Source organism: Acinetobacter sp. ANC_7503, assembly GCF_056780035.1.
In genome coordinates this window covers 36,709-57,252 of record NZ_JBWYJA010000013.1, presented here as the reverse complement: position 1 = coordinate 57,252, position 20,544 = coordinate 36,709, and the positions used below count along the sequence as shown (strand labels likewise).

Here is a 20,544-nt window from a genome sequence, read left to right as displayed (position 1 = left end):
TTCTCTAGCGGATATATTAAATTAATAGAGAAATGATCATTCCTTGACTTGATTGTTTTTTGATAACTCTATTTGCCATTGTTTTACTGCCACCTGTTTTCTTAAAGACTCAAGACTTTCATAAACGACAGATTCAACGAGTTGTTCTAATGCATGATTATCAATATTGAGCTGGCTAATTTTTTCAGCAATGAGTTGATAATGCGCATTCGGTTTATCAATGGTTCCAGAAATAAAAGGTTCAACTAAACCGTCGGTAATATTTTCACCTAATCGTTGACCAATGTTGTGGATTTGCTGTTCTATACGACCACCCACCAATGGAATCAGCTTTAAGAGCTGTGTTAGCTCTGGTGTGTCTTCAATTGCTTTAATGACAATGTGACCAACGCCTTGCGAGATATTATCTTTTTGAAGTTTTAATTCGGTTGCTAAAGATTCTTGTAAGACTTGCGCTAATGTCGTGGCAAACATGTCTCGATGGTGATTCACCAGATCATGAATGATTTTTTTATGGGTTGAGCTAGTGTCTAACTCTTTTTTTACACTATCAATGACAGTAATCACCACACGATCAGAGAGCTCTTCCATGATCACGTTATAGTAAAAATTAAGACGTCTGAACCATTTATTAGGTATGACTTTATAGCCTAGCTCATGCAGTCTATAGGCAATCACTCCGACGCGAATTAAACGTAAAAAGCGAAGGTAAGGGATAATAGCTAATATTTCATACCAATGAATGAAGGGAAAGAAAAACCAACGCTGATGATGTTTATTGACGATTGCAATCAGCCATCTTACAGCGAGTTCAACAATTAAAAATGTGATAAACCAACTTTCAGTAATGATGACCCATGGGTGAAGCTCGGATTTATAAAACTCCAGAATTTGAGGTAATTGAACCGTGTCAAATACCCATGAGCCAAAATTACTCATTAAAAATGCATTGGCACATAGACAAAACAAATTGACTAAAATAATGAGCATCATAAAGATGTCATAAATCAGGAACATCTTCCAAAATAACGTATCGTGACGCTGTGGACGGAAAGTTTTTCGAGAATTAGTCATGCGTTCTGTCATATGCAATACATTCTGAGGACAGCTTAATTTACAGATTCAGTTTGAAGCTGTTGTTTTAACTGTGTAATTAACTGATCTTTTTCTGTCCAAAGCTCATCAACCCATTTTTGGAAACGAGCGCGATAGTCGGCATCATCCTCATAATTGCCGCCATGCACCCAAGCAGGAATTTCAATTTTTCTTAAATTCACGGCGATTTGAGAAACTTCTCCTAACCAAAAATCTCCATAACCTGGCACACCATCTGGATAGACAATGGTCATATCGACTAGCGCATCAATTTCACTTCCTAGAATGTTTAGGGCAAGTGCTAAACCACCTGCTTTGGGCCTAAGTAAATTTTTATACGGAGATTTTTGTTGGGCGTGTTTTTCAGGGGTATAGCGTGTACCTTCTAAATAATTTAATAAGGTAAAAGGTTGGCTGAGCAGTTGTTCACACGATTTACGCGCTTCTTCCATATCACGATATTTCAGCGCAGGATTTTTTTCGATTTGCGCTTTGGTATGACGTTTCATCATAGGAAAACCAAGGATCTTGAATGCTTGCCCAACAAAAGGAATAAAAATGAGTTCCCATTTCGTAAAAAAACGTGTGAGCGGCATACGTTTAAGACCAAAATATTGAGTAACAGTTGTATCCACCCAGCTTTGGTGATTACAGGTCATGATGTAACGACCTTGTAGATTGAGATCTAGATCTTCATCAATCGTGATGTGCCATTTAAGCTCAGGGAGAACTTTTTCAATGAGCCAGTTATTCGTACCAATCCAACCATTGGCGATATTGATATTGGTTTCATCGATTTTTGATGATTTTTTTACGAGTTTAGTCAAACCTAATGCAAGAATAGGTGGGCCACGAAAAAATGTACTTCCTGTGATCACAGAACCTACGGTTAAACCCTTAGAAATTTTTTTTAAAATAGGTTGTTTCTGCTTCTCTGCTGCCATTGCACAGTCCTAAAAAGTGATTGCATGTGATTGAAATTTTTAAAACACTATAAATCGAGTCGCTCAAATCACAAAGCCCGTTTTCTTAACTATGTATAAAATATGATGAAGCATTAACGAAAGATGCTACAAAAGATTACATATTGTTAATAAACTGTTTATTATTAACAAAATAGTAATGGTTAAATTGTTTCTAACAAATCATTATTCATCACATACAAAAACATATAAAAGGAGTCATCCCATGCGTGCATTAGCTATTTCAGCTGCAGTGGTTGGGGCAATGGTACTTTCTGGTTGTCAAACAACTGGTAACAATATTGGTGGCGTCGAGTATGACAAAACTGCATTGGGTGCTTTAATTGGTGCAGCAGCTGGTTACGGTGTTTCTAAAGGTAATGCGAACACTAGCCGTCAAAATAACCGTGCAGCAGCGATTGGTGCTGTATTAGGTGGTGCTGCAGGCGTATATCTCGACAATAAAGAGAAAAAATTACGCCAAGCAACTGCTGGTACAGGTATTGATGTAAACCGTAATCCAGATGGCTCTATTAACTTAGTAATGCCAGGTGCTATCACGTTTGATACAAATAAATCAAATATCAAGCCAAACTTCTATGACACTTTAAACCGTGTTGCACAAGTTTTAACTGAAGACAACAAGAGCGGTATCCTTGTAACTGGTTATACTGATAGTTCAGGTAATGATGCGATTAACATCCCATTGTCACAAGCACGTGCTCAATCTGTCGCTAGCTATTTAGCATCTAAGGGTGTTTCTACAGCACGTATTAATGCTCAAGGTTTAGGTTCTTCAAACCCAATTGCTGATAACACAACTGCAGCAGGTAAAGAACAAAACCGTCGTGTAGAGATTGCTGTTTACGCAGTTCAATAATACATGATCTGAAAAAAGCCACCTTCGGGTGGTTTTTTTATGTCTGAAATTTATTCAAATATACCTTCATTAAATTTAACGTTAGTCATATTCGAAGCAGATGACTATAATCGAGCGCTGAAGGAAAAGAGGAAAGAATATGTCATCAGCCAGTCATTTGAACGACAAGCAACTTGAAGCCATGAAATACACTCAAGGACCCTTGTTAGTACTTGCTGGGGCAGGCTCAGGTAAGACCTCTGTAATCACACAGAAAATTGCATATTTAGTCAAAAAATGCGGTATACCAGCACATCGTATTACTGCGATGACTTTTACCAACAAAGCTGCACGAGAGATGAAAGAGCGTGTCGGTAAATTGCTTGGTAAAGAGGATGGAAAGGGTTTATCTGTTTCTACCTTTCACACCTTTGGTTTGAATTTATTAAGACTAGAATTAAAACATACGCCACTTAAAGCAAACTTTTCCATTTTAGATGCTGATGACTGTAAGCGTATTTTAATGGATTTAATGCACCGAGATAATTTGTCTGGTGCAGAAAGTAAAGAGCTGATCGCAAAAGCGATGAAGATGATCTCAGATTGGAAAAACGATCTAATTTTGCCTGAGCAAGCACATACGACTTGTGAAACGGCTGAAGATGTTCAATTTGCGCATCTCTATCAACTTTATGAGCGTAATTTACGTGCCTATAATGCGGTCGATTTTGACGATTTAATCGTAATGCCGACACGCCTTCTTCAAGAAAATGCTGAAGTCCGTGATAAATGGCAAAACCGTGTACGTTATTTATTGGTTGATGAATATCAAGATACCAATACCGCCCAATATATCTTGGTCAAACTGCTTGTTGGTGTCATGGGACAATTTACGGCTGTAGGGGATGATGACCAATCAATTTATGCTTGGCGGGGGGCAAAGCCAGAAAATATGGCCTTATTGAAGGAAGATTTCCCCAATTTAAAAGTCATTAAGCTTGAGCAAAACTATCGTTCAACCAGTCGTATTTTAAAAGCTGCAAACCATGTGATTGAGAATAACCCACATATTTTTGATAAAAAATTGTGGAGTGATAAAGGACATGGTGAGGTGATCCGTATTATTACTTGTCGTAATGATGATGATGAAGCGGAACGTGTTGTTAAAGATTTGCTGACTCATAAATTGATGAATGGCAAAAATTGGAAAGATTACGCCGTGTTATACCGTGGAAACTTCCAAGCACGTGTTTTAGAAACACAACTTCGTCAGATGCAGATTCCTTACAAACTTTCTGGTGGTCAGTCGTTCTTTGGTCGTGCTGAAATCAAGGATATTATGAGCTATCTACGTCTCATTATTAATCCTGAAGATGACAGTGCTTTCTTACGGATTATCAACACACCTAAACGCGCCATAGGACCTGTGACTTTAGAAAAACTAGGTTTATTTGCGCAAGAGAATAATCTTTCTCTACTAGGTGCCGCGAATGATCAGCGCCTAAGTATGGTATTACCGAAGAAGGCGACATCTCAATTGGCTGAGTTTGCTGATTTTATCGAAGGTTTTACGCGTGAACTGTTAGATGATGATGAACCTGTGCCTAAAGTCCGCCAAATGATGGTTGAGGCAGGATATATCGACTACATCAAAGAAACGGCAGCGACGCCAGCACAAGAAAAAACTAAAATTGACAATATTGAAGTGCTTTATAGCAGTATTCAAAGTTTGATCAATCGTGCTGAAGATGTCGATGAAAAAAATATCGAAAGTGTCATTCGTAAGATGGTGTTGCTGGATATGTTGGAGCAACAGCAAGAAGATGAAGATATCGATAAAGTAAACTTACTGACTTTGCATGCTTCTAAAGGCCTGGAATTCCCATTCGTTTATATTATGGGGCTTGAGGAAGAGTTGCTTCCGCACAAGAATTCAATTGTGGCTGATACCATCGAAGAAGAACGTCGACTGATGTACGTTGGTATTACCCGTGCCAAACAAGGTCTGACTTTGACGCTTGCAGAACAGCGTAAAAATGGCGGTCAGATGAAACAAATGACACCAAGTCGCTTCTTGGATGAATTGCCACAAGATGAAGTCGATTGGCTAGGTCGAAAAAAGAAATTGGCTGAAAATATCGATCCAAAATTACAGGCACAGCATTATCTGCAAAATCTGAAAGCTTTACTCAAACGTTAATTACATTTTAAAACAGGATTGAATATGAAAGTTCAAGTGAAAGTACTCGACCAACGACTTGGTCAAGAATGGCCATTACCTACTTATGCAACAACAGGATCGGCAGGTTTAGATTTACGTGCATGTGTAGATGAAGCGATCACTATTGAGCCTGGTCAGACTGTTTTAGTTAAAACAGGTATGGCAATTTATATCGAAGACCCAAGTTATGCGGGTTTGATTTTGCCTCGTTCTGGCTTAGGTCATAAACACGGGATTGTATTAGGAAATCTCGTCGGTCTAATTGATTCAGATTATCAAGGTGAATTAATGGTTTCAGTTTGGAACCGCAGTCAAAATGCATTTACATTAGAGCCGGGTGAGCGATTGGCTCAATACGTATTGGTTCCTGTTTTACAAGCTGAATTTGATTTAGTTGACGAATTCAAGGCAAGTGAGCGAGGAGCTGGTGGATTCGGACACACTGGAAAACAATAGTATTTTGGATAAAAGCCTGTAAAATCAGGCTTTTATTTATATGTTGCAAAATATTAACAAAGATTATATAAATTGAAATTGGTACACGTTATATAAAGAATAACGATATTTTCTATTACTCAATATATTCAAAATTTATTTGGATCAACTCTCATCACGCTGTTCTGTCTCAGCAGTCAACGGTGTTAATTAAGAATGAATACCCAACCACTTATTTTTCCAAGACAAATTTTCCGCGCTTATGATATTCGCGGAAAAGTCAGTCAATTGGATACAAGAACAATTTATGCGATTGCGCATGGGCTCGCTGCTCAGTATCAATCACGTGGCCAGAAAAGTATTGTGCTAGGTTACGATGCTCGATTGACTGGTCCTACTTTTGCTTGGATTATTGAATCAGTCTTCAAAAACCAAGGGATGAATGTCGAAAACATTGGATGTTGTTCAACCCCACAAATGTATTTTGCTGCTCGACATAAAAATGGAAATGGCATCATGGTGACCGCGAGTCATAATCCTAAACATGATAATGGGATTAAATGGATTATTGAATACGAACCGCCTTGTCCAGACATGATTCAAAATGTTGGGGAATATGCGGAAGGTTTCTATTTTCAACATGATCACTTTCCAACGCCACCTCAACTGACACATCAGATTAAATCAGAGTATTGCTTGGCTTATCAGCATGCTTTGCTCAAGGATATTCAATTAAAGCGTCCACTCAAGGTTGTATTAGATGGTATGCATGGTGCCGCTGGGCGTTGTGCTGATTTAGTACTACAAAAAATGGGATGCGAAGTCATTTCAATACGTTGTTGTGAAAATGGAGAGTTTCCAGATCATCCTCCAGACCCTTCACAAGCGAAGCATTTGACGCAGTTAAAAGAAAAAATTTTGTTGCATCAGGCGGATTTAGGGATTGCTCTCGATGGTGATGGTGATCGTGCCGTCATTCTGGATGAGAATGCTCACATTGTGTCTGCTGATCGCTTGTTGGCATTATTCGCATCATTGTGTTTAACTCAGCATCCACATCATGAAATTGTTTATGACGTAAAATGTTCAACGATGGTGTCAAAAACCATTGAACAATTACAAGGCATCGCAAAAATGATTCGTACTGGCAGCAGTTTCATGCGCCGTTATATTTCCCAATCCAAAGGTCGAGCTGTTTTTGGGGGAGAATATGCGGGTCATTATGTCTTCAATGATGGTCGTGGTTTTGGTTACGATGATGGTATCTATGCAGCATTACGGGTCATGGAGGCATTGAGTCAACTTAATATCACGCTATCTGAATATCTCGCTCAATTCCCAGATCGCTTTGGTACTGAAGATACCTATATTGAAACTCAAGATGCAACTCCGCAAGACGTCCTAGCCTTGATAGAGCAGAATTGTAAAAGTACTGGGGCTAAAATGAGTAAAATCGATGGTATTCGCCTTGATTTTGACTACGGATTTGGCATTATGCGAGCATCAAATACTGGTGAATACTTCACGGTACGGTTTGATGCAGATAGTCCATCAAAACTTTATGAAATTCGCCAGCATTTTGTAAGAATTTTAAATGAAAAATATCCTGTGCTTGCTCAAAGTATTTTGAATGCACACTAATGTAGGAATGAAGGAGAGGCGAATGCCACACCAACAAACTGGCATCGACAAAGCTCAAATTTTGACAGAAGCTTTGCCATACATCCAAAGATTTACAGGTAAAACACTTGTAGTGAAATATGGCGGCAATGCAATGACTGATCCTGCATTAGAAAGTTCGTTTGCCCGTGATATCGTGCTTCTGAAAACAGTTGGTCTTAATCCGGTTGTGGTTCATGGTGGTGGTCCTCAAGTCGATTCATTTTTGAAACAACTTGGGCGTGAATCAGACCGTATTGATGGAATGCGTGTAACTGATCCTGCAACTATGGAAGTTGTAGAAATGGTGTTGGGCGGAAGTGTAAATAAGTCTATTGTGAATTTGATCAATCAACATGGTGGTCGTGCAATTGGATTAACGGGTAAAGACGGTAACTTAATTCGTGCTCAAAAGTTGTTGATGGAAAAAACCCAAGAGGATGGATCTGTTCAACAAATTGATCTTGGGTTAGTGGGTGAAGTGGTCGGTGTAAAAACTGACGTTCTGGAAATGTTCACTCAAAGTGATTTTATTCCAGTGATTGCGCCACTTGGTGTTGATGAGGAGGGTAATACTTACAATATCAATGCAGATTTAGTTGCTGGTAAAGTTGCTGAAGCTTTGGGTGCAGAAAAGTTAATTCTTCTTACGAATATCAGTGGTGTATTGGATGAGAATAAAAACCTACTCACTGGACTAACAACACAAGAAGTCGATCGCTTGATAGATACAGGTGTGATCTACGGCGGTATGATTCCGAAAGTGGGATGTGCGCTTGATGCGGTGAAAGGGGGTGTAGTGAGCGCGCATATTGTGGATGGTCGTGTTCCACATGCGACTTTGTTGGAAATTTTTACGGATCACGGTGTTGGAACATTGATTACCAATCGTTCTAAGTCGGCGCACTAATTCATAATCACATAATAAAAAGTCACTTCGGTGGCTTTTTTTGTTTGATAAGAATAATCGTTTTATGTCCCATATATCCAGCATAAAACATATTCAATTGCTATATTCATATTTGCAAGATCTATAAGGCTGATGCACAATAAAACTGATAATTAAAGCAAAATGAAAGATTATGTGCCAACTACTTGGAATGAATTGTGCCACCCCTACGGATATTACGTTTTCTTTTCGTGGTTTTTCTCAGCGCGCTGGAATAACGTCAGATCACTCAGATGGTTTTGGCATCGCTTTCTTTGAGGATAAGGCATGTCGCTTATTTGTTGATAACCAATCTGCAGTCGAGTCTCCAATTGCAGAATTCGTTCGTAATTACCCGATTAAATCGCGTAATGTCATTGCCCATATTCGTAAAGCAACACAGGGAAAAATTACTTTAGAAAATTCTCATCCATTTATTCGTGAATTGTGGGGGAGACAATGGATTTTCGCGCATAATGGTGATCTGCATAATTTTCATCCAAGGTTGTCGGGACAGTTCACACCAGTAGGTAATACAGATAGTGAGCTTGCATTTTGCTATTTATTAGAACATCTCGTACAAAAGTTTGGTTATGTAGAGCCAAGTGTCCACGATGTATTTCATGCATTAGAAGAAATTTCACCAACAATAGCAGAGCATGGGACATTCAATTTTTGTTTATCAAATGGACAGGCTTTGTATAGTTATGCGACCACAAAATTACACTGGATTGTTCGCGAATATCCATTTCAACCTGCACGATTAATTGATATTGATGTTGAAGTCGATTTTAGTCAGGTCACGACACCTGAAGATCGTGTGGCTGTAATTACGACAGAACCATTAACAGATAATGAAGCTTGGTTTGCATATACGCCCGGCGAAATGATTTTATTTCAGGATGGTAAGCCAACATTACGTACAATAACTCACGTTGAGCGATTGGTCAGAGAAGCCCGTGACCCAAGCTTGAAGCGTGTTACTCGCGCGGATCAATATTAAAAATTTAATTTGAAGTGGCTAAGATCTACACTTACTTTTTTAACGCCAGACTTTGATTTTAATGATTGAGCTAGGCAAAATAGCGTAAAACTTTTTAATGGAATACCTCATGCAGGACACCGCTATGTCACGATGGTTATCGCCGCTGATGGCATTTTGTTTATCATTTATCATTATTGTGGGTCTGGCACCAAGCTTAGGCTTGCAAATTGATCGACAACTCGATTTTTGGTTACTTTGGTTTGCAACGATGTTGTTTTTAGCGTTGCCAATTATTTATTTAGAAATTGGATTGGCGAAACGAGCTCAAACTTCAGCGCTGAACGCATTATCAAAATTGACCCGTGAAGCCGATGCAAACCAACGTTGGAGAGTAGTGGGCTGGCTTGCTGTTATTTTTATTCCATTCTTAGCAGGCGGTATATTACTTAATACTTCTAATGCTGTAGCACAACAAAATGATTTTGGTATTGGTTCAAATATTTTGATGGGTATCGCAGCATTCATTGCATTTGGTTTATCATTTCTTCAACGTTCTGTATTGGTTGTACTTACTGCGATTGCAACGATTGCAAGTTTAATCGCGGCTCAGGTTTTTGGTGTCCAAGTCAATGATTGGCAGCTGACTCCTGTTGAGTTTAAAGAGTGGGGTAATGCAACTATTCTCGCTTTAGTAGCTTCAGGTCTCGGGCTTGGATTATATTGGCAGACAAATCTCAATCAAGAGAAACAAGATGCTGCAACGCCAAAAACTTTACCGATTTGGCTAGCGCAACTGGTGGCTGTGGCTGGATTTGGATATTTTGCAATTAGTGCTGCAATTCCAGCATATATCGTTTTAATCGCGACAATATTTGCAGTAGCTTTACTCCTGCAACTTGGGAAGGAACAACTCGCACATCGTGGATTAGCACAAGCGGTGCAATATTTTTTATTGCTTGCACCACTTTTAATTTGGGTATTCCCTGCAGCCGATCTATTTTTAACTCCGATTTTAATGCTTTGGGGATTAAGCATTTGTTTAATCTATGCAATTTTCGTGGGTTGGATCATGAAAATTAGTCATTTACGTAAAGCGCTGAATTTTAGTAATGAAGCTTTTTATAATATCTGGCGTGTGGCTGTACGTATTGTGACACCTTTAGCAATTGTGGCTGCAATGATTTCTTACTTAGGTCAATTGTTACCATGATCCAAAATGCAAAAGTTTGGGTTGCTTATGCTGCTGTAGACCAGCAGTTTCACATTGAACTTGAATTTGTGGAAGGCATGTCTGTTGCGGATGCTATTACACAAAGTGGTATCGCGTCGTGTACGCAGTTGCCAGACGAGTATGCTGTTGGAATTTTTGGGACGAAAGTACAAGATCAATCGCATGTTCTGCAAGCAGGTGATCGGGTGGAAATCTATCGGGCATTAACGATTAATCCAAAAGATATTCGCCGTAAGCGAGCGGCAGCGAATCCAGTTGGGCGCTATTGTCGTGGCAATCGCTTTAAACAATTGAAATGATATGAAAAACCCCTCTTTGAGGGGTTTTCTTTTATGTCTAATTCTTTATAGTGGTGGCGCGTTCAAAATCGCATCTTTCGAACCTGGTAAACCAGGTTGAGTTTCTGGGATAGTTTCTAAACCTTCGATTTTATTCACGACGCCAGAACCATCGAAATATACTTTTAGATGCTGACCTTGAGTTGCAGGAATATTTGCTTTTTTAGCATATGTACCTGGGGTATAATTGTAGATGTAATCCCAACGTAAAGGATTCAAAGGATCTGAAATGGTTGGGCTACCAAGTAAAAAACGAACTTGTTGGTAAGTCATCCCGACTTGAATTTTTGAAGCTTGCGCTTGGGTTAATGGTGTTCCTTGAGGAATATCAACTTTGTATACACCAAAGACAGAACAACCACCCAGTAAAGAAGCGACGAATAACGTCAGCATGATTTTTTGCATTTTGCTACACTATCCCAAATTAATTATGATGCAATTGATCCAAGGATAGATCATACTGCATCTCAACTCTGTTGCATATTCCAACTTAAAATTTGTTGAGAGACCTTTTTATATGCCTATTTCAAATCAAGATTTACGCAAAGCTGGACTTAAAGTTACCCTTCCACGAATCAAGATTTTGGAATTATTAGAAAATTCAAGACAGCATCATTTGAGCGCGGAAGATATCTATAAGACCTTACTTGAGCAGGGCGAAGATGTCGGTCTAGCAACTGTATATCGTGTGTTAACTCAGTTTGAAGCTGCTGGTATTATCCAACGTCATCATTTCGAGAATAATCACTCTGTATTCGAAATCATGCAAGATGATCACCACGATCATATGGTCTGCCAGAACTGCAACAAAGTTGTTGAATTCCACAATGATTTGATTGAACAAGAACAACATAATGTTGCTGAACAACTTGGTTTTGTTTTAACAGGTCACTCTTTGAATTTATATGGTTATTGCGATGCGCCTGAATGCCAAGAAGCATACCGTAAAAAATAAATCTTGATTGCATTAAAAAAGGAGCAATGATTGCTCCTTTTTTATTCACTATTGATTAATCATCTTGACCATCAAAAGTGAGGCGGGGGCCAGAATTCAACAGATAGTTTGGATCTTCTTCAGAGAGTTTGATTTGTAAGCGTAAATCGTTGGCAGAGTCAGCATGACGTAATGCTTCGTCATAAGTGATTTTCTCAGCTTTATATAAGTCAAATAGAGCTTGATCAAACGTCTGCATTCCAATTTCACGGGAACGCTTCATGACTTCCTTAATTTCATGAACTTCGCCTTTACGCACTAAGTCTGAAATCAGTGGAGAATTGATTAAGATTTCAATTGCAGGATGACGTGATTTTTTATCAGGAGTCGCAATTAACTGTTGTGCAATGATCGCCTTCAAGTTCAGTGAGAGGTCCATAAACAGTTGGCTGTGACGATCTGTCTCAAAGAAATGAATAATACGATCTAAGGCTTGGTTGGCATTATTGGCATGTAAGGTCGCAAATACTAAATGTCCTGTTTCAGCAAAACTAATCGCATAGTTCATGGTTTCACGTGAGCGAATTTCACCAATAAGAATGACATCAGGTGCTTGGCGGAGTGTGTTTTTCAGTGCAATTTCAAATGAGTCTGTATCAATTCCAACTTCACGTTGAGTTATGATACAGCCTTGATGTTGATGAATAAATTCGATTGGGTCTTCAATGGTAATGATATGACCTTTAGAATTTTGATTACGATGACCGATCATTGCTGCAAGCGAAGTCGATTTACCTGTACCAGTAGCACCTACAAATAAGATGATCCCGCGCTTAGTCATTGCTAGATCTTTAAGGACGGGCGGTAGTTTCAGCTCATCAATACTTGGAATGACAGTTTCAATCCGACGTAAAACCATGCCAGGTTGATCACGTTGCTGAAAAGCACTTACACGAAAACGTGCAGTTTTATCACGATTGGCAATAGCAAAATTACATTCGTGTGTTGCAGCAAATTCAATTCGTTGTCTTTCACTCATAATCGAGTGAATCAATTGACCTATGATTTCACCAGTGAGTTTTGTTTTAACTACAGGCACAATTTCACCATTAATTTTCATTGATGGTTCAATATCTGCACTGATAAATAAATCTGAAGCCTTGCGCGCAATCATCATGTCGAGCAGGTCATTAAAATCCATTTTGATTCCCCTAAATCAAATGACGTCCATTTTTATAAAAATGATTCTGGTTGTTTAGCCGCAGTACGTGCAACTTGCGGGGTAATAATGCCTTTCGCGACAAGATTTTTGAGACTTTGATCGAGAGTGGTCATGCCATAATTTGCACCGGTTTGTATTGCAGAATACATTTGTGCAACTTTGTTCTCACGGATGAGATTTCGAATCGCTGGAATTCCAATCATAATTTCGTGAGCAGCTACCCGACCGCCACCTGTTTTCTTTAAAAGTGTTTGAGAGATGACGGCTTGAAGCGATTCAGAAAGCATGGCACGAACCATGTCTTTCTCATCGGCAGGAAACACGTCGATAATACGGTCAATTGTTTTTGCGGCAGATGTGGTATGCAGTGTTCCAAACACCAAGTGACCAGTTTCCGCAGCAGTAAGTGCAAGTCGAATGGTTTCGAGGTCACGCATTTCACCGACGAGAATAATATCTGGATCTTCACGCAGTGCAGAGCGTAGCGCCTCATTAAAACCGTGTGTGTCACGATGCACTTCACGCTGGTTAATCAAACACTTTTTGGATTGGTGCACGAATTCAATTGGATCTTCGACGGTTAAAATATGGTCGTAACGGTTGTCGTTAATGTAATCCATCATCGCCGCAAGCGTAGTCGATTTACCTGAACCCGTTGGTCCTGTGACTAAAACAATTCCTCGTGGATAGGCGCAAATGTCTTTGAAAATTTGCCCCATGCCCAAGTCTTCCATAGAAATCACTTGAGAAGGAATGGTACGGAATACCGCGCCAGCGCCACGATTTTGGTTGAATGCGTTGACACGGAAGCGTGCTACACCGGGTACTTCAAATGAGAAATCGGTTTCTAATTTTTCTTCATAATCGCGACGTTGTTTATCATTCATGATGTCGTAGATTAAGCGGTGTACTTCTTTGTGTTCTAAGGCTGGTAAGTTAATACGACGAACTTCACCATCAACACGAATCATCGGTGGCATTCCTGCAGAAAGGTGCAAGTCAGACGCCCCGTTTTTCACTGAAAATGCCAGTAATTCTGTAATATCCATAAATTCCCCGAACGCATTAAAATCGTAATTATTTTGATAGAATAATAAGGCTTTCCTACAGCTTAACCAACAGTTAGCGTGCAAGAAAGTAAAAAAAGATAAATTAACTGAGATAGCTATACATGATGAGTCTAGAGCAAGCGAGAAATAGTGTCATTCAACAAATTGAACAAGCCTGTGAAGTTGCTCAACGACAATTTAACGAGGTTAAACTCCTTGCTGTTTCCAAAACGCATCCAGCGGATATTTTGAGAGAAATGTATCAGACTGGTCAACGAGCATTTGGTGAGAATTACCTGCAAGAAGCATTAGATAAAATCAAAGCGCTGAATGATTTAGACATCGAATGGCATTTTATAGGTCATGTACAACGCAATAAAACCAAACAGTTGGCTGAACAATTTGCATGGGTGCATGGGGTTGATCGCTTTATTATCGCAGAGCGACTCTCTAATCAACGCACAATCGAACAGGAGCCTATCAATATTTGTCTTCAAGTGAATATTGATGCTCAAGAAAGCAAAGATGGTTGTGCAGTTTCAGAGGTCGAAGATCTGGTTGCTCAAATGAGCATATTACCTCGACTTCGATTACGAGGGTTAATGGTCATTCCAGCACCTGGCAATGTAGATGCACTCTATGATGCCAAGACACTTTTTGATCAGATGAAAGAGCATCATGCACATCCTTCTGATTGGGATACCTTGAGTATGGGAATGTCGGGTGATTTACAAGATGCGATTAGCGCTGGATCGACTATGGTTCGCATAGGGACGGCCTTATTTGGGGCGCGAGATTACTCAAAATGATTGGATTCAGTCTGCACTGAACTTTCGGGTTCAGTCGCTGTCATTGTAAATACAACTTTTTATGTATAAAAATAAACCAATATATTTCACATAATCATAAAACAGGGAAGAATTGGATGAGTTCGTATTATCAGCTTTTAGAACGAAAAGTGTGTGATGATGGATCAGTACTGGCTAAGTATAAGTCGACTATACATGCTCAAGGTGCATGGAATGCGCACGAACAGCATATGGCGCCCGCAACAGGGATTATTTGTGCAGAGTTGGATCACTTTTCTGCTCGGTCTGACCTACGGATTGGACGTATAAGTTTAGATATTTTGGGCCTGATACCCGCTGGGGAGTTTCAAATTGAAACTCGAATTATTCGACCTGGAAAAACCATTGAATTGATCGAGTCGACCATGTCTGCACATGGTAAAAGCTGTATTCAGGCACGTACTTGGCGAATGATGATGAGTGATACTCAGGCAGTCGCAGGATTAGAAGATCAAAAAGTTGCTGATCCTGACGAGGGGATCTTATGGGAAGAAATTAGAAACTGGCCTGGAGGCTATATTCAATCACTTGAGGCACGCCGTTTAGATCGACGGGCAGGCAAGGGCATTGTATGGCTAACCAATCCTTATGACATGGTTGAAGGACAAATACATTCAGACTTTGTGAAGTTGATGGGAATGGTCGATACAGCGAATGGAATTGTCACACGACAAGGTTGGCCGTTTAACTATACTTTTCCAAATTTAGATTTACAGATACATCTCTATCGTATGCCAATAGGTAAGTGGCTAGGTCTGGAAACAGTGCAACAATATGGTGATGACGGTATCGGGTTAACTTCATCTATTCTTCATGATCTGAACGGACCTTTTGGACGAGCTGAGCAAATTTTAACTTTAAGAAAACTGGCTTAGATTAAAGCCGTCATTTGACGGCTTCAACTTTTTATCATTAATCATTAACCGACAATATTAATGGTACTGGCACCTGCACCTACAGGTTTGACCTGAATCTGTACTGGAATGCGTTCATGCATTTCCTGTACATGCGAGATCAACACCACTTTACGTCCCTGACTTTGTAAATGATCTAAGGCATTCATCACCATATGTAGTGATGCAGGATCGAGCGTGCCAAAGCCTTCATCAATAAACAGTGATTCAAGTTTCATTGAACCTGATGCCATGTTAGCAATCGCTAAAGCAAGGGCTAAAGACACTAAGAAAGTTTCACCACCTGATAAGGACAACACAGGTCGAACTTCGCTGTTCATATCTAGGTCAATAATGGCCAAACTTAAACTGTCAGGAATACGATGCAACTGATAACGTGGCGCAAGCGGCTGTAATTGCTGATTGGCATATTCCACCAAAATATCTAAATGATGCTCTTGAGCAATCTTTTTAAACTTGGTGCCTTCCTTATGCCCAATCAAATCGTAGATACGTCCCCAACGATATTCTTCCGCCTTGATTTGTTCTATTTGGCTTTGATACTTAGCATAGTTGGCTTGATTGGCAGCATTCATACGTAACTGAGTTTCTGTATCGGTGAGCGCTTCTTGTTGAGCGAGCTTTTCCGTTTGCAAGTTCGCAAGTCGCTGCTCGAGCATGCTGAGATCATGTTCAGGCTGATGTTTTAAATGGGCTTGATAACGTTCTTCTAAAACTTGCCAAGCGGTTTTGGCATTCTCTAAAAGTTGTCGCTGCGTATTTAACTCATGGCGTATTTGTTGATGTTGGGCTAAATCAATGCTTAACCATGTTGTGATTTGATCTGTGGTCACGGTCGGATGGCTCAGTTGCCATTGCTGAATAGCCTGTTGTACTTGCTGTAATGCCTGTTCAATATGATGTAAATCACTGAGCAACTGCTGCTGTTGTAAATTGGCTGCATTCAGCTGTTGTTCAGCATGTGCAGTTTTACTGCGTTGTGCATGCACCTCATTGGCATGGGCGACAGCAGTTTCCTCTAAATGTTTTTGCCAATCCGCAGCATAACGGTAGCTTTGACCGGCATAGTCTTGGGTCAGTTCCGCAAGTTTCGAGCGTAACATTTTGCCTTGCTCAATCAGTTGTTCAATCTGGTGAGTCAGGTGTTGTTCGTGCTTTTGCGCTGCTTCAAAGCGCAGCGTCATTTTTTCAAGTTCCTGCTGTGCCTGCAGCAGTGATGTGTCTACTTGTTTTTGCGTCGTGAGCAATGCAACACGCTGCTGCAGCTGTTGTTGCAATTCGGCAATCCAATGTATTGGTGTGTCTTGCTGATAGCGAGCAGGCAGTAACTGCACAATAGGTTGAATACCTTGTTCAAGCTGTACACGACGTTGAATATTCAATAGTAATTGCTGTTGTTGCTGCTGATCTTTACGCCATTGCTCAAGCAATTGACTAAGTTTTTGTTCTTGCACCTGTTGTTGTTCGATATGCGATTGCAGTGTTTGGATCTGCTGCATTATGCGCTGCTGCAACTGAATCGGGTCTGCCGTGTAGAGATTTGAACCCAGTTGTTGTAATGCTGCTTGAATGTGCTCGAGCTGTTGCTGAGTGAATTGCGTGAGCTGTTCCATACGCTGTTGTTGCTGTTCAAGTAAGGTCTGTACTTTGGATTGCTCAATCTGTGCTTGCTGTACCTCATGATTGACCTGTTCCAATTGTTGACGAGCCTCTTGCAATTGGTGCTCGTGTAGTTGCAATAAACCTTGTTCTAAGCGTTGATGATGGTCTAAAAACGGATGTTCATGGCTACCACAGACCATACAAGGTTGATTGGCTTTTAGCTGTTCACGTAAATGCTGCACGTTTTCGCTATGTAATAGACGCTGTGCCTCCAAGATGCGTTGTAGTTGAGTATAAGCAGCTTCTTGTGTGGCTTTTTCGCTCAGGCGTTTTTCAAGGGTCTGTTGAATAATCTGCAGTTGCTTTTGTTGTTCAGCGATTGAGCCTGTCAGGTCGTGTATTTCGCTGATATGGGTAATGACTTGATCAAGCTGCTGCTGTTGATGTTGCAGTCGTAATACCGTACTTTGCTGATGTTCACGCTGTTGTTGGATGTTTTTTAGCGATTGTGTCAAAGCGTCAAGACTTTCATGTTGAGCCACATAGCTTTGCAGACGTTGTACAATGGTTTGCTGTTGCTGTTCTAACGTTGCAAAGGATTGTTGTAATAGTTCTGGCTCTTGTTGATGAAGCAACTGATATTGCTCGACATAATGTTGTAGCGCCTGCAAAGTACTTTGTGGTTCTTGGTCAAAGCATTGTAAAAATTGGCTTTGGGTTAACTCAAAGTTGATTTGTTGCTGTTTGTTTTGCCAAGCCAATACGCTGGTCTGTTGTTGTTCAACAGCATGTTTTGACGGTTCTAATTCATTGCGTACAAGCTGATCTTTATCTACACTGAGTTTTTTATACTGTTCAGAAATACTGTGAATGTCATGATCCAACTTTAAGCCTTGTTCAAGATGAGGCTTAATATCCAAACGTTGCTGCTCAAATTGCGCTTGGGCATGTTCATAGGCTTTTAAGCGCTGTTGTTCAGTAGTAGCTTGTTGTTGTAAAGAGACAAACTCAGCTTGAAAGGCCAGTTGTTTTTGTTGCACCTCAAGTTTTTGTGGTTCTAAACGTGCACGCTGTACATATTGTTCACGAATGGCTTGAAATGCATCAAGCTGTTGTAGCAATTGTTGTTGTGCTGCGGATTTATTTACGGCATCAAGCTGAACTTCATAAATCTCTTTTTTGCCATGGACTTCAGCATACAATTGATCACGCTCAAGATACCATTTACGTTCATTTTCAAGCAGCTTTTCTGATTGTGCCAAATGTACGAGTTGTTGTTTTAAATGCTGATGTCGTTGATTTAAGGCTGCAAGTTGTTCTTCACTCAGAATATCAATATGACCGAGTTGCTTTTCTAAATCAGTACGTTGCTGTTTAATTTCACTAAATTTATCAGCGGCTTTTTTACTGACTTCACTAAAAATTTGCGAATTGGTTAAATATTCGAGTAAATCTGCACGTTCATGGTCTTTGGCTTTTAAAAATGCCCCCACTTCAGACTGTGCTAACAGGACTGCACGGGTAAATTGCTCAAAACTGAGACCAATCAGCTTTTCAATCAGTGGCGTCACTTCCGAGATTTTTTGCGTTAAGGTCGCGCCATCATCTAAACATTGAACAAAGCGCTCGACTTTTAAATTGCCATCAACTTTTTTACGCGCACGGCTAATGTCCCACCGCGCCAAATAGCGTTTACCATCAAGGGCAAGAAATTCAAGTTCAGCAAAACCAGCGGTGGTACCACGACGCAGAATATTCTTCGAATCTTTAATTGAAATGTCTTTACCGCCTACATCTTTCATGCTGCCAGCTGCGCCACGTAAACGTGGGATTTCATCGTACAAAGCTAAACACATGGCATCGAGCAGCGTCGATTTTCCTGCACCTGTTTTACCAGTAATGGCAATCAGACCTGCCTGAGCCAATGGCGCTTGTTCAAAATGGATAAGTTGTTCACCGGCTAAAGAGGCCAAGTTGTTTAAACTGAGTCGAATAATTTTCATGACCTGTCCTTAGTGCGCTTTTTGATCCAAATCGTGTTGTGCCGCTTCAAGCAAAGTTAAGAAATCGCGCTTCACCGATTCATCCTGCTCATAGCCCATTTTTCCCCACAAGCTTAAAAATAATTTTTCAGGGGTGGGGGGCGCTAAATCGACTTTGTGACTTTCATCGTTTTGCTCCGTTGCTTTTTGATAAATTCGAGCTATACGCAGTAAACGATAACGATTTGGTGGCAGTGCCAGTTCAATCTGCTGACGTAAGTCTACAGGCGGTGGGGCATCTGTCGTATATTCAATCTCTAGAAAATGTCGTGCATTGAGATTGTCAATTTCGCCTTTTGGCAGGGCATGTACCGTAGTGATTAATTCAGACAAGGGTTCACGAATTCGAATCAAATCCACGGTACGTGGAATAATGTGCGCTTGATATTGAAAATGATTTTTTTCATCAGCTTCGGGGTCAATGGTGACTTCAACCACTTGATGTTTATAGTTGCGTTCACTAAAAGACAGTGGAATAGGTGAGCCACTGTAGCGAATATGTTCCTGTCCAACTTTTTGCGGTTTATGCAAATGACCGAGTGCCACATAATCAATCACATCATCAAATAATGCAGTGGATAAAGCCTCTTCGTTACCAATCACAATTGGACGTTCGGAATCTGAGGTTTCACCGCCTTGCATATGGGCATGTGACATCAAAATTAAGGCTTGATTGGGTTGTTTACGCGCTTTAGCTTCCGCAATAATTTGTTGGTGTAAATAGGCAATCGCATTTTGGCTGTTGGTGGTGTTTTCATTTAAGCCTGTAATTTCGGCACTGCGTAAATAAGGCAGGGTTAAGCACCAAGCAACGATATTTTTATCAGCATCATAAATAGGTACCAACAAACGATCGAGATCAAATTCACCATCCTGTTTGCCAATAATACCGATCGCTTTGGCATTGAATTTCGCTAGAAAAGGTTCAACCTGTTCAATACGGTAACCGGAATCATGATTACCTGCGATCATTAAGGTTTGCATATGCGGGGCAATGGCATGGGCATCGGTGAGAAACTGGTATAACTGTTTTTGAGCAGATGATGCAGGATTGACCACATCAAAAATATCACCGGCAATCAGCAGGGCATTCGGTTGTTTTTGTTGAATTTGCGCAAGTAGCCAGTTTAAAAATTGTGTGTGTTCATAGTCACGATCATGATTGTGAAAAAATTGCCCCAAATGCCAATCTGAAGTATGAAAAAAACGCACTGCCATTA

General features: G+C 40.2%; 18 protein-coding genes. 11 read left to right on the top strand and 7 right to left on the bottom strand.

Annotated features, from left to right (window positions below; all coding sequences use genetic code 11):
- Positions 1-36: 36 nt before the first annotated feature.
- Positions 37-1,074, bottom strand: a complete 1,038-nt coding sequence (locus AC1M9M_RS13250) for a preprotein translocase subunit SecA (RefSeq protein ID WP_416202018.1) — start codon at positions 1,072-1,074, stop codon at positions 37-39.
- A gap of 35 nt (positions 1,075-1,109) precedes the next feature.
- A complete protein-coding gene (locus AC1M9M_RS13245) occupies positions 1,110-2,039 on the bottom strand; it encodes an acyltransferase (protein ID WP_481591899.1) in 930 nt (309 codons plus the stop codon).
- Between the two features lie 244 nt (positions 2,040-2,283).
- Here AC1M9M_RS13245 and AC1M9M_RS13240 point away from each other — a divergent pair, with 244 nt between their 5' ends.
- The 8 genes from AC1M9M_RS13240 to AC1M9M_RS13205 all read left to right on the top strand — a co-directional run bounded on the left by AC1M9M_RS13240 (position 2,284) and on the right by AC1M9M_RS13205 (position 10,674).
- Positions 2,284-2,937, top strand: coding sequence for a YiaD family glycine zipper/OmpA-like lipoprotein (locus AC1M9M_RS13240; RefSeq protein ID WP_092768184.1), 654 nt, complete (start codon positions 2,284-2,286; stop codon positions 2,935-2,937).
- A 139-nt stretch (positions 2,938-3,076) separates the two neighbouring features.
- Positions 3,077-5,116 (top strand): UvrD-helicase domain-containing protein, encoded by a 2,040-nt coding sequence (locus AC1M9M_RS13235; protein ID WP_035267404.1) that lies wholly within the window; start codon positions 3,077-3,079, stop codon positions 5,114-5,116.
- Positions 5,117-5,140: 24 nt separating this feature from the next.
- Complete coding sequence (dut, locus tag AC1M9M_RS13230; RefSeq protein WP_035267418.1) at positions 5,141-5,593, top strand: dUTP diphosphatase; 453 nt, start codon at positions 5,141-5,143, stop codon at positions 5,591-5,593.
- A 195-nt stretch (positions 5,594-5,788) separates the two neighbouring features.
- Positions 5,789-7,213, top strand: coding sequence for a phosphomannomutase/phosphoglucomutase (locus AC1M9M_RS13225; RefSeq protein WP_481596563.1), 1,425 nt, complete (start codon positions 5,789-5,791; stop codon positions 7,211-7,213).
- A 22-nt stretch (positions 7,214-7,235) separates the two neighbouring features.
- Positions 7,236-8,141 (top strand): acetylglutamate kinase, encoded by a 906-nt coding sequence (argB, locus tag AC1M9M_RS13220; protein WP_481587878.1) that lies wholly within the window; start codon positions 7,236-7,238, stop codon positions 8,139-8,141.
- A 172-nt stretch (positions 8,142-8,313) separates the two neighbouring features.
- Entirely contained in the window at positions 8,314-9,162 is an 849-nt protein-coding gene (locus tag AC1M9M_RS13215; RefSeq protein WP_035267429.1) for a class II glutamine amidotransferase, read from the top strand.
- 109 nt (positions 9,163-9,271) lie between these two features.
- Positions 9,272-10,354, top strand: coding sequence for a hypothetical protein (locus AC1M9M_RS13210; RefSeq protein WP_481596562.1), 1,083 nt, complete (start codon positions 9,272-9,274; stop codon positions 10,352-10,354).
- A complete protein-coding gene (locus AC1M9M_RS13205) occupies positions 10,351-10,674 on the top strand; it encodes an RnfH family protein (protein ID WP_092768198.1) in 324 nt (107 codons plus the stop codon). The genes AC1M9M_RS13210 and AC1M9M_RS13205 overlap by 4 nt, the downstream gene beginning before the upstream one ends.
- A 45-nt stretch (positions 10,675-10,719) precedes the next feature.
- Here AC1M9M_RS13205 and AC1M9M_RS13200 read toward each other — a convergent pair whose 3' ends face one another.
- Positions 10,720-11,118 (bottom strand): outer membrane protein assembly factor BamE, encoded by a 399-nt coding sequence (locus AC1M9M_RS13200; protein ID WP_092768200.1) that lies wholly within the window; start codon positions 11,116-11,118, stop codon positions 10,720-10,722.
- 112 nt (positions 11,119-11,230) lie between these two features.
- On the opposite strand from AC1M9M_RS13200, the gene fur reads away from it, so the two are divergent.
- Entirely contained in the window at positions 11,231-11,668 is a 438-nt protein-coding gene (gene fur, locus AC1M9M_RS13195) for a ferric iron uptake transcriptional regulator (protein WP_035267453.1), read from the top strand.
- A 55-nt stretch (positions 11,669-11,723) separates the two neighbouring features.
- Here the strand turns inward: fur and AC1M9M_RS13190 are convergent, their stop codons facing one another.
- Together AC1M9M_RS13190 and AC1M9M_RS13185 are read right to left on the bottom strand one after the other, a co-directional pair.
- Positions 11,724-12,848 carry a PilT/PilU family type 4a pilus ATPase gene (locus tag AC1M9M_RS13190; RefSeq protein WP_481587875.1) on the bottom strand — a complete coding sequence of 375 codons (1,125 nt, stop codon included), beginning with the start codon at positions 12,846-12,848 and terminating at the stop codon, positions 11,724-11,726.
- Positions 12,849-12,880: 32 nt separating this feature from the next.
- Entirely contained in the window at positions 12,881-13,918 is a 1,038-nt protein-coding gene (locus AC1M9M_RS13185; protein ID WP_092768204.1) for a type IV pilus twitching motility protein PilT, read from the bottom strand.
- 122 nt (positions 13,919-14,040) lie between these two features.
- Here AC1M9M_RS13185 and AC1M9M_RS13180 point away from each other — a divergent pair, with 122 nt between their 5' ends.
- Positions 14,041-14,727 carry a YggS family pyridoxal phosphate-dependent enzyme gene (locus AC1M9M_RS13180; RefSeq protein WP_481596561.1) on the top strand — a complete coding sequence of 229 codons (687 nt, stop codon included), beginning with the start codon at positions 14,041-14,043 and terminating at the stop codon, positions 14,725-14,727.
- A 116-nt stretch (positions 14,728-14,843) separates the two neighbouring features.
- A complete protein-coding gene (locus AC1M9M_RS13175; protein ID WP_180028750.1) occupies positions 14,844-15,641 on the top strand; it encodes a thioesterase family protein in 798 nt (265 codons plus the stop codon).
- Between the two features lie 44 nt (positions 15,642-15,685).
- Here the strand turns inward: AC1M9M_RS13175 and AC1M9M_RS13170 are convergent, their stop codons facing one another.
- Positions 15,686-19,285 (bottom strand): AAA family ATPase, encoded by a 3,600-nt coding sequence (locus tag AC1M9M_RS13170; protein ID WP_481596560.1) that lies wholly within the window; start codon positions 19,283-19,285, stop codon positions 15,686-15,688.
- Positions 19,286-19,294: 9 nt separating this feature from the next.
- On the bottom strand, positions 19,295-20,542 hold the full coding sequence (locus AC1M9M_RS13165) for an exonuclease SbcCD subunit D (RefSeq protein ID WP_481596559.1): 1,248 nt from the start codon (positions 20,540-20,542) through the stop codon (positions 19,295-19,297).
- Between the last annotated feature and the right edge of the window lie 2 nt (positions 20,543-20,544).

Excerpts from the sequence above, each read along its gene's own strand:
- AC1M9M_RS13250 (WP_416202018.1), bottom strand. The coding sequence starts at position 1,074 with ATGACTAATTCTCGAAAAACTTTCCGTCCACAGCGTCACGATACGTTA.
- AC1M9M_RS13245 (WP_481591899.1), bottom strand. The coding sequence starts at position 2,039 with ATGGCAGCAGAGAAGCAGAAACAACCTATTTTAAAAAAAATTTCTAAG.
- AC1M9M_RS13240 (WP_092768184.1), top strand. The coding sequence starts at position 2,284 with ATGCGTGCATTAGCTATTTCAGCTGCAGTGGTTGGGGCAATGGTACTT.
- AC1M9M_RS13235 (WP_035267404.1), top strand. The coding sequence starts at position 3,077 with ATGTCATCAGCCAGTCATTTGAACGACAAGCAACTTGAAGCCATGAAA.
- dut (WP_035267418.1), top strand. The coding sequence starts at position 5,141 with ATGAAAGTTCAAGTGAAAGTACTCGACCAACGACTTGGTCAAGAATGG.
- AC1M9M_RS13225 (WP_481596563.1), top strand. The coding sequence starts at position 5,789 with ATGAATACCCAACCACTTATTTTTCCAAGACAAATTTTCCGCGCTTAT.
- argB (WP_481587878.1), top strand. The coding sequence starts at position 7,236 with ATGCCACACCAACAAACTGGCATCGACAAAGCTCAAATTTTGACAGAA.
- AC1M9M_RS13215 (WP_035267429.1), top strand. The coding sequence starts at position 8,314 with ATGTGCCAACTACTTGGAATGAATTGTGCCACCCCTACGGATATTACG.
- AC1M9M_RS13210 (WP_481596562.1), top strand. The coding sequence starts at position 9,272 with ATGCAGGACACCGCTATGTCACGATGGTTATCGCCGCTGATGGCATTT.
- AC1M9M_RS13205 (WP_092768198.1), top strand. The coding sequence starts at position 10,351 with ATGATCCAAAATGCAAAAGTTTGGGTTGCTTATGCTGCTGTAGACCAG.
- AC1M9M_RS13200 (WP_092768200.1), bottom strand. The coding sequence starts at position 11,118 with ATGCAAAAAATCATGCTGACGTTATTCGTCGCTTCTTTACTGGGTGGT.
- fur (WP_035267453.1), top strand. The coding sequence starts at position 11,231 with ATGCCTATTTCAAATCAAGATTTACGCAAAGCTGGACTTAAAGTTACC.
- AC1M9M_RS13190 (WP_481587875.1), bottom strand. The coding sequence starts at position 12,848 with ATGGATTTTAATGACCTGCTCGACATGATGATTGCGCGCAAGGCTTCA.
- AC1M9M_RS13185 (WP_092768204.1), bottom strand. The coding sequence starts at position 13,918 with ATGGATATTACAGAATTACTGGCATTTTCAGTGAAAAACGGGGCGTCT.
- AC1M9M_RS13180 (WP_481596561.1), top strand. The coding sequence starts at position 14,041 with ATGATGAGTCTAGAGCAAGCGAGAAATAGTGTCATTCAACAAATTGAA.
- AC1M9M_RS13175 (WP_180028750.1), top strand. The coding sequence starts at position 14,844 with ATGAGTTCGTATTATCAGCTTTTAGAACGAAAAGTGTGTGATGATGGA.
- AC1M9M_RS13170 (WP_481596560.1), bottom strand. The coding sequence starts at position 19,285 with ATGAAAATTATTCGACTCAGTTTAAACAACTTGGCCTCTTTAGCCGGT.
- AC1M9M_RS13165 (WP_481596559.1), bottom strand. The coding sequence starts at position 20,542 with ATGGCAGTGCGTTTTTTTCATACTTCAGATTGGCATTTGGGGCAATTT.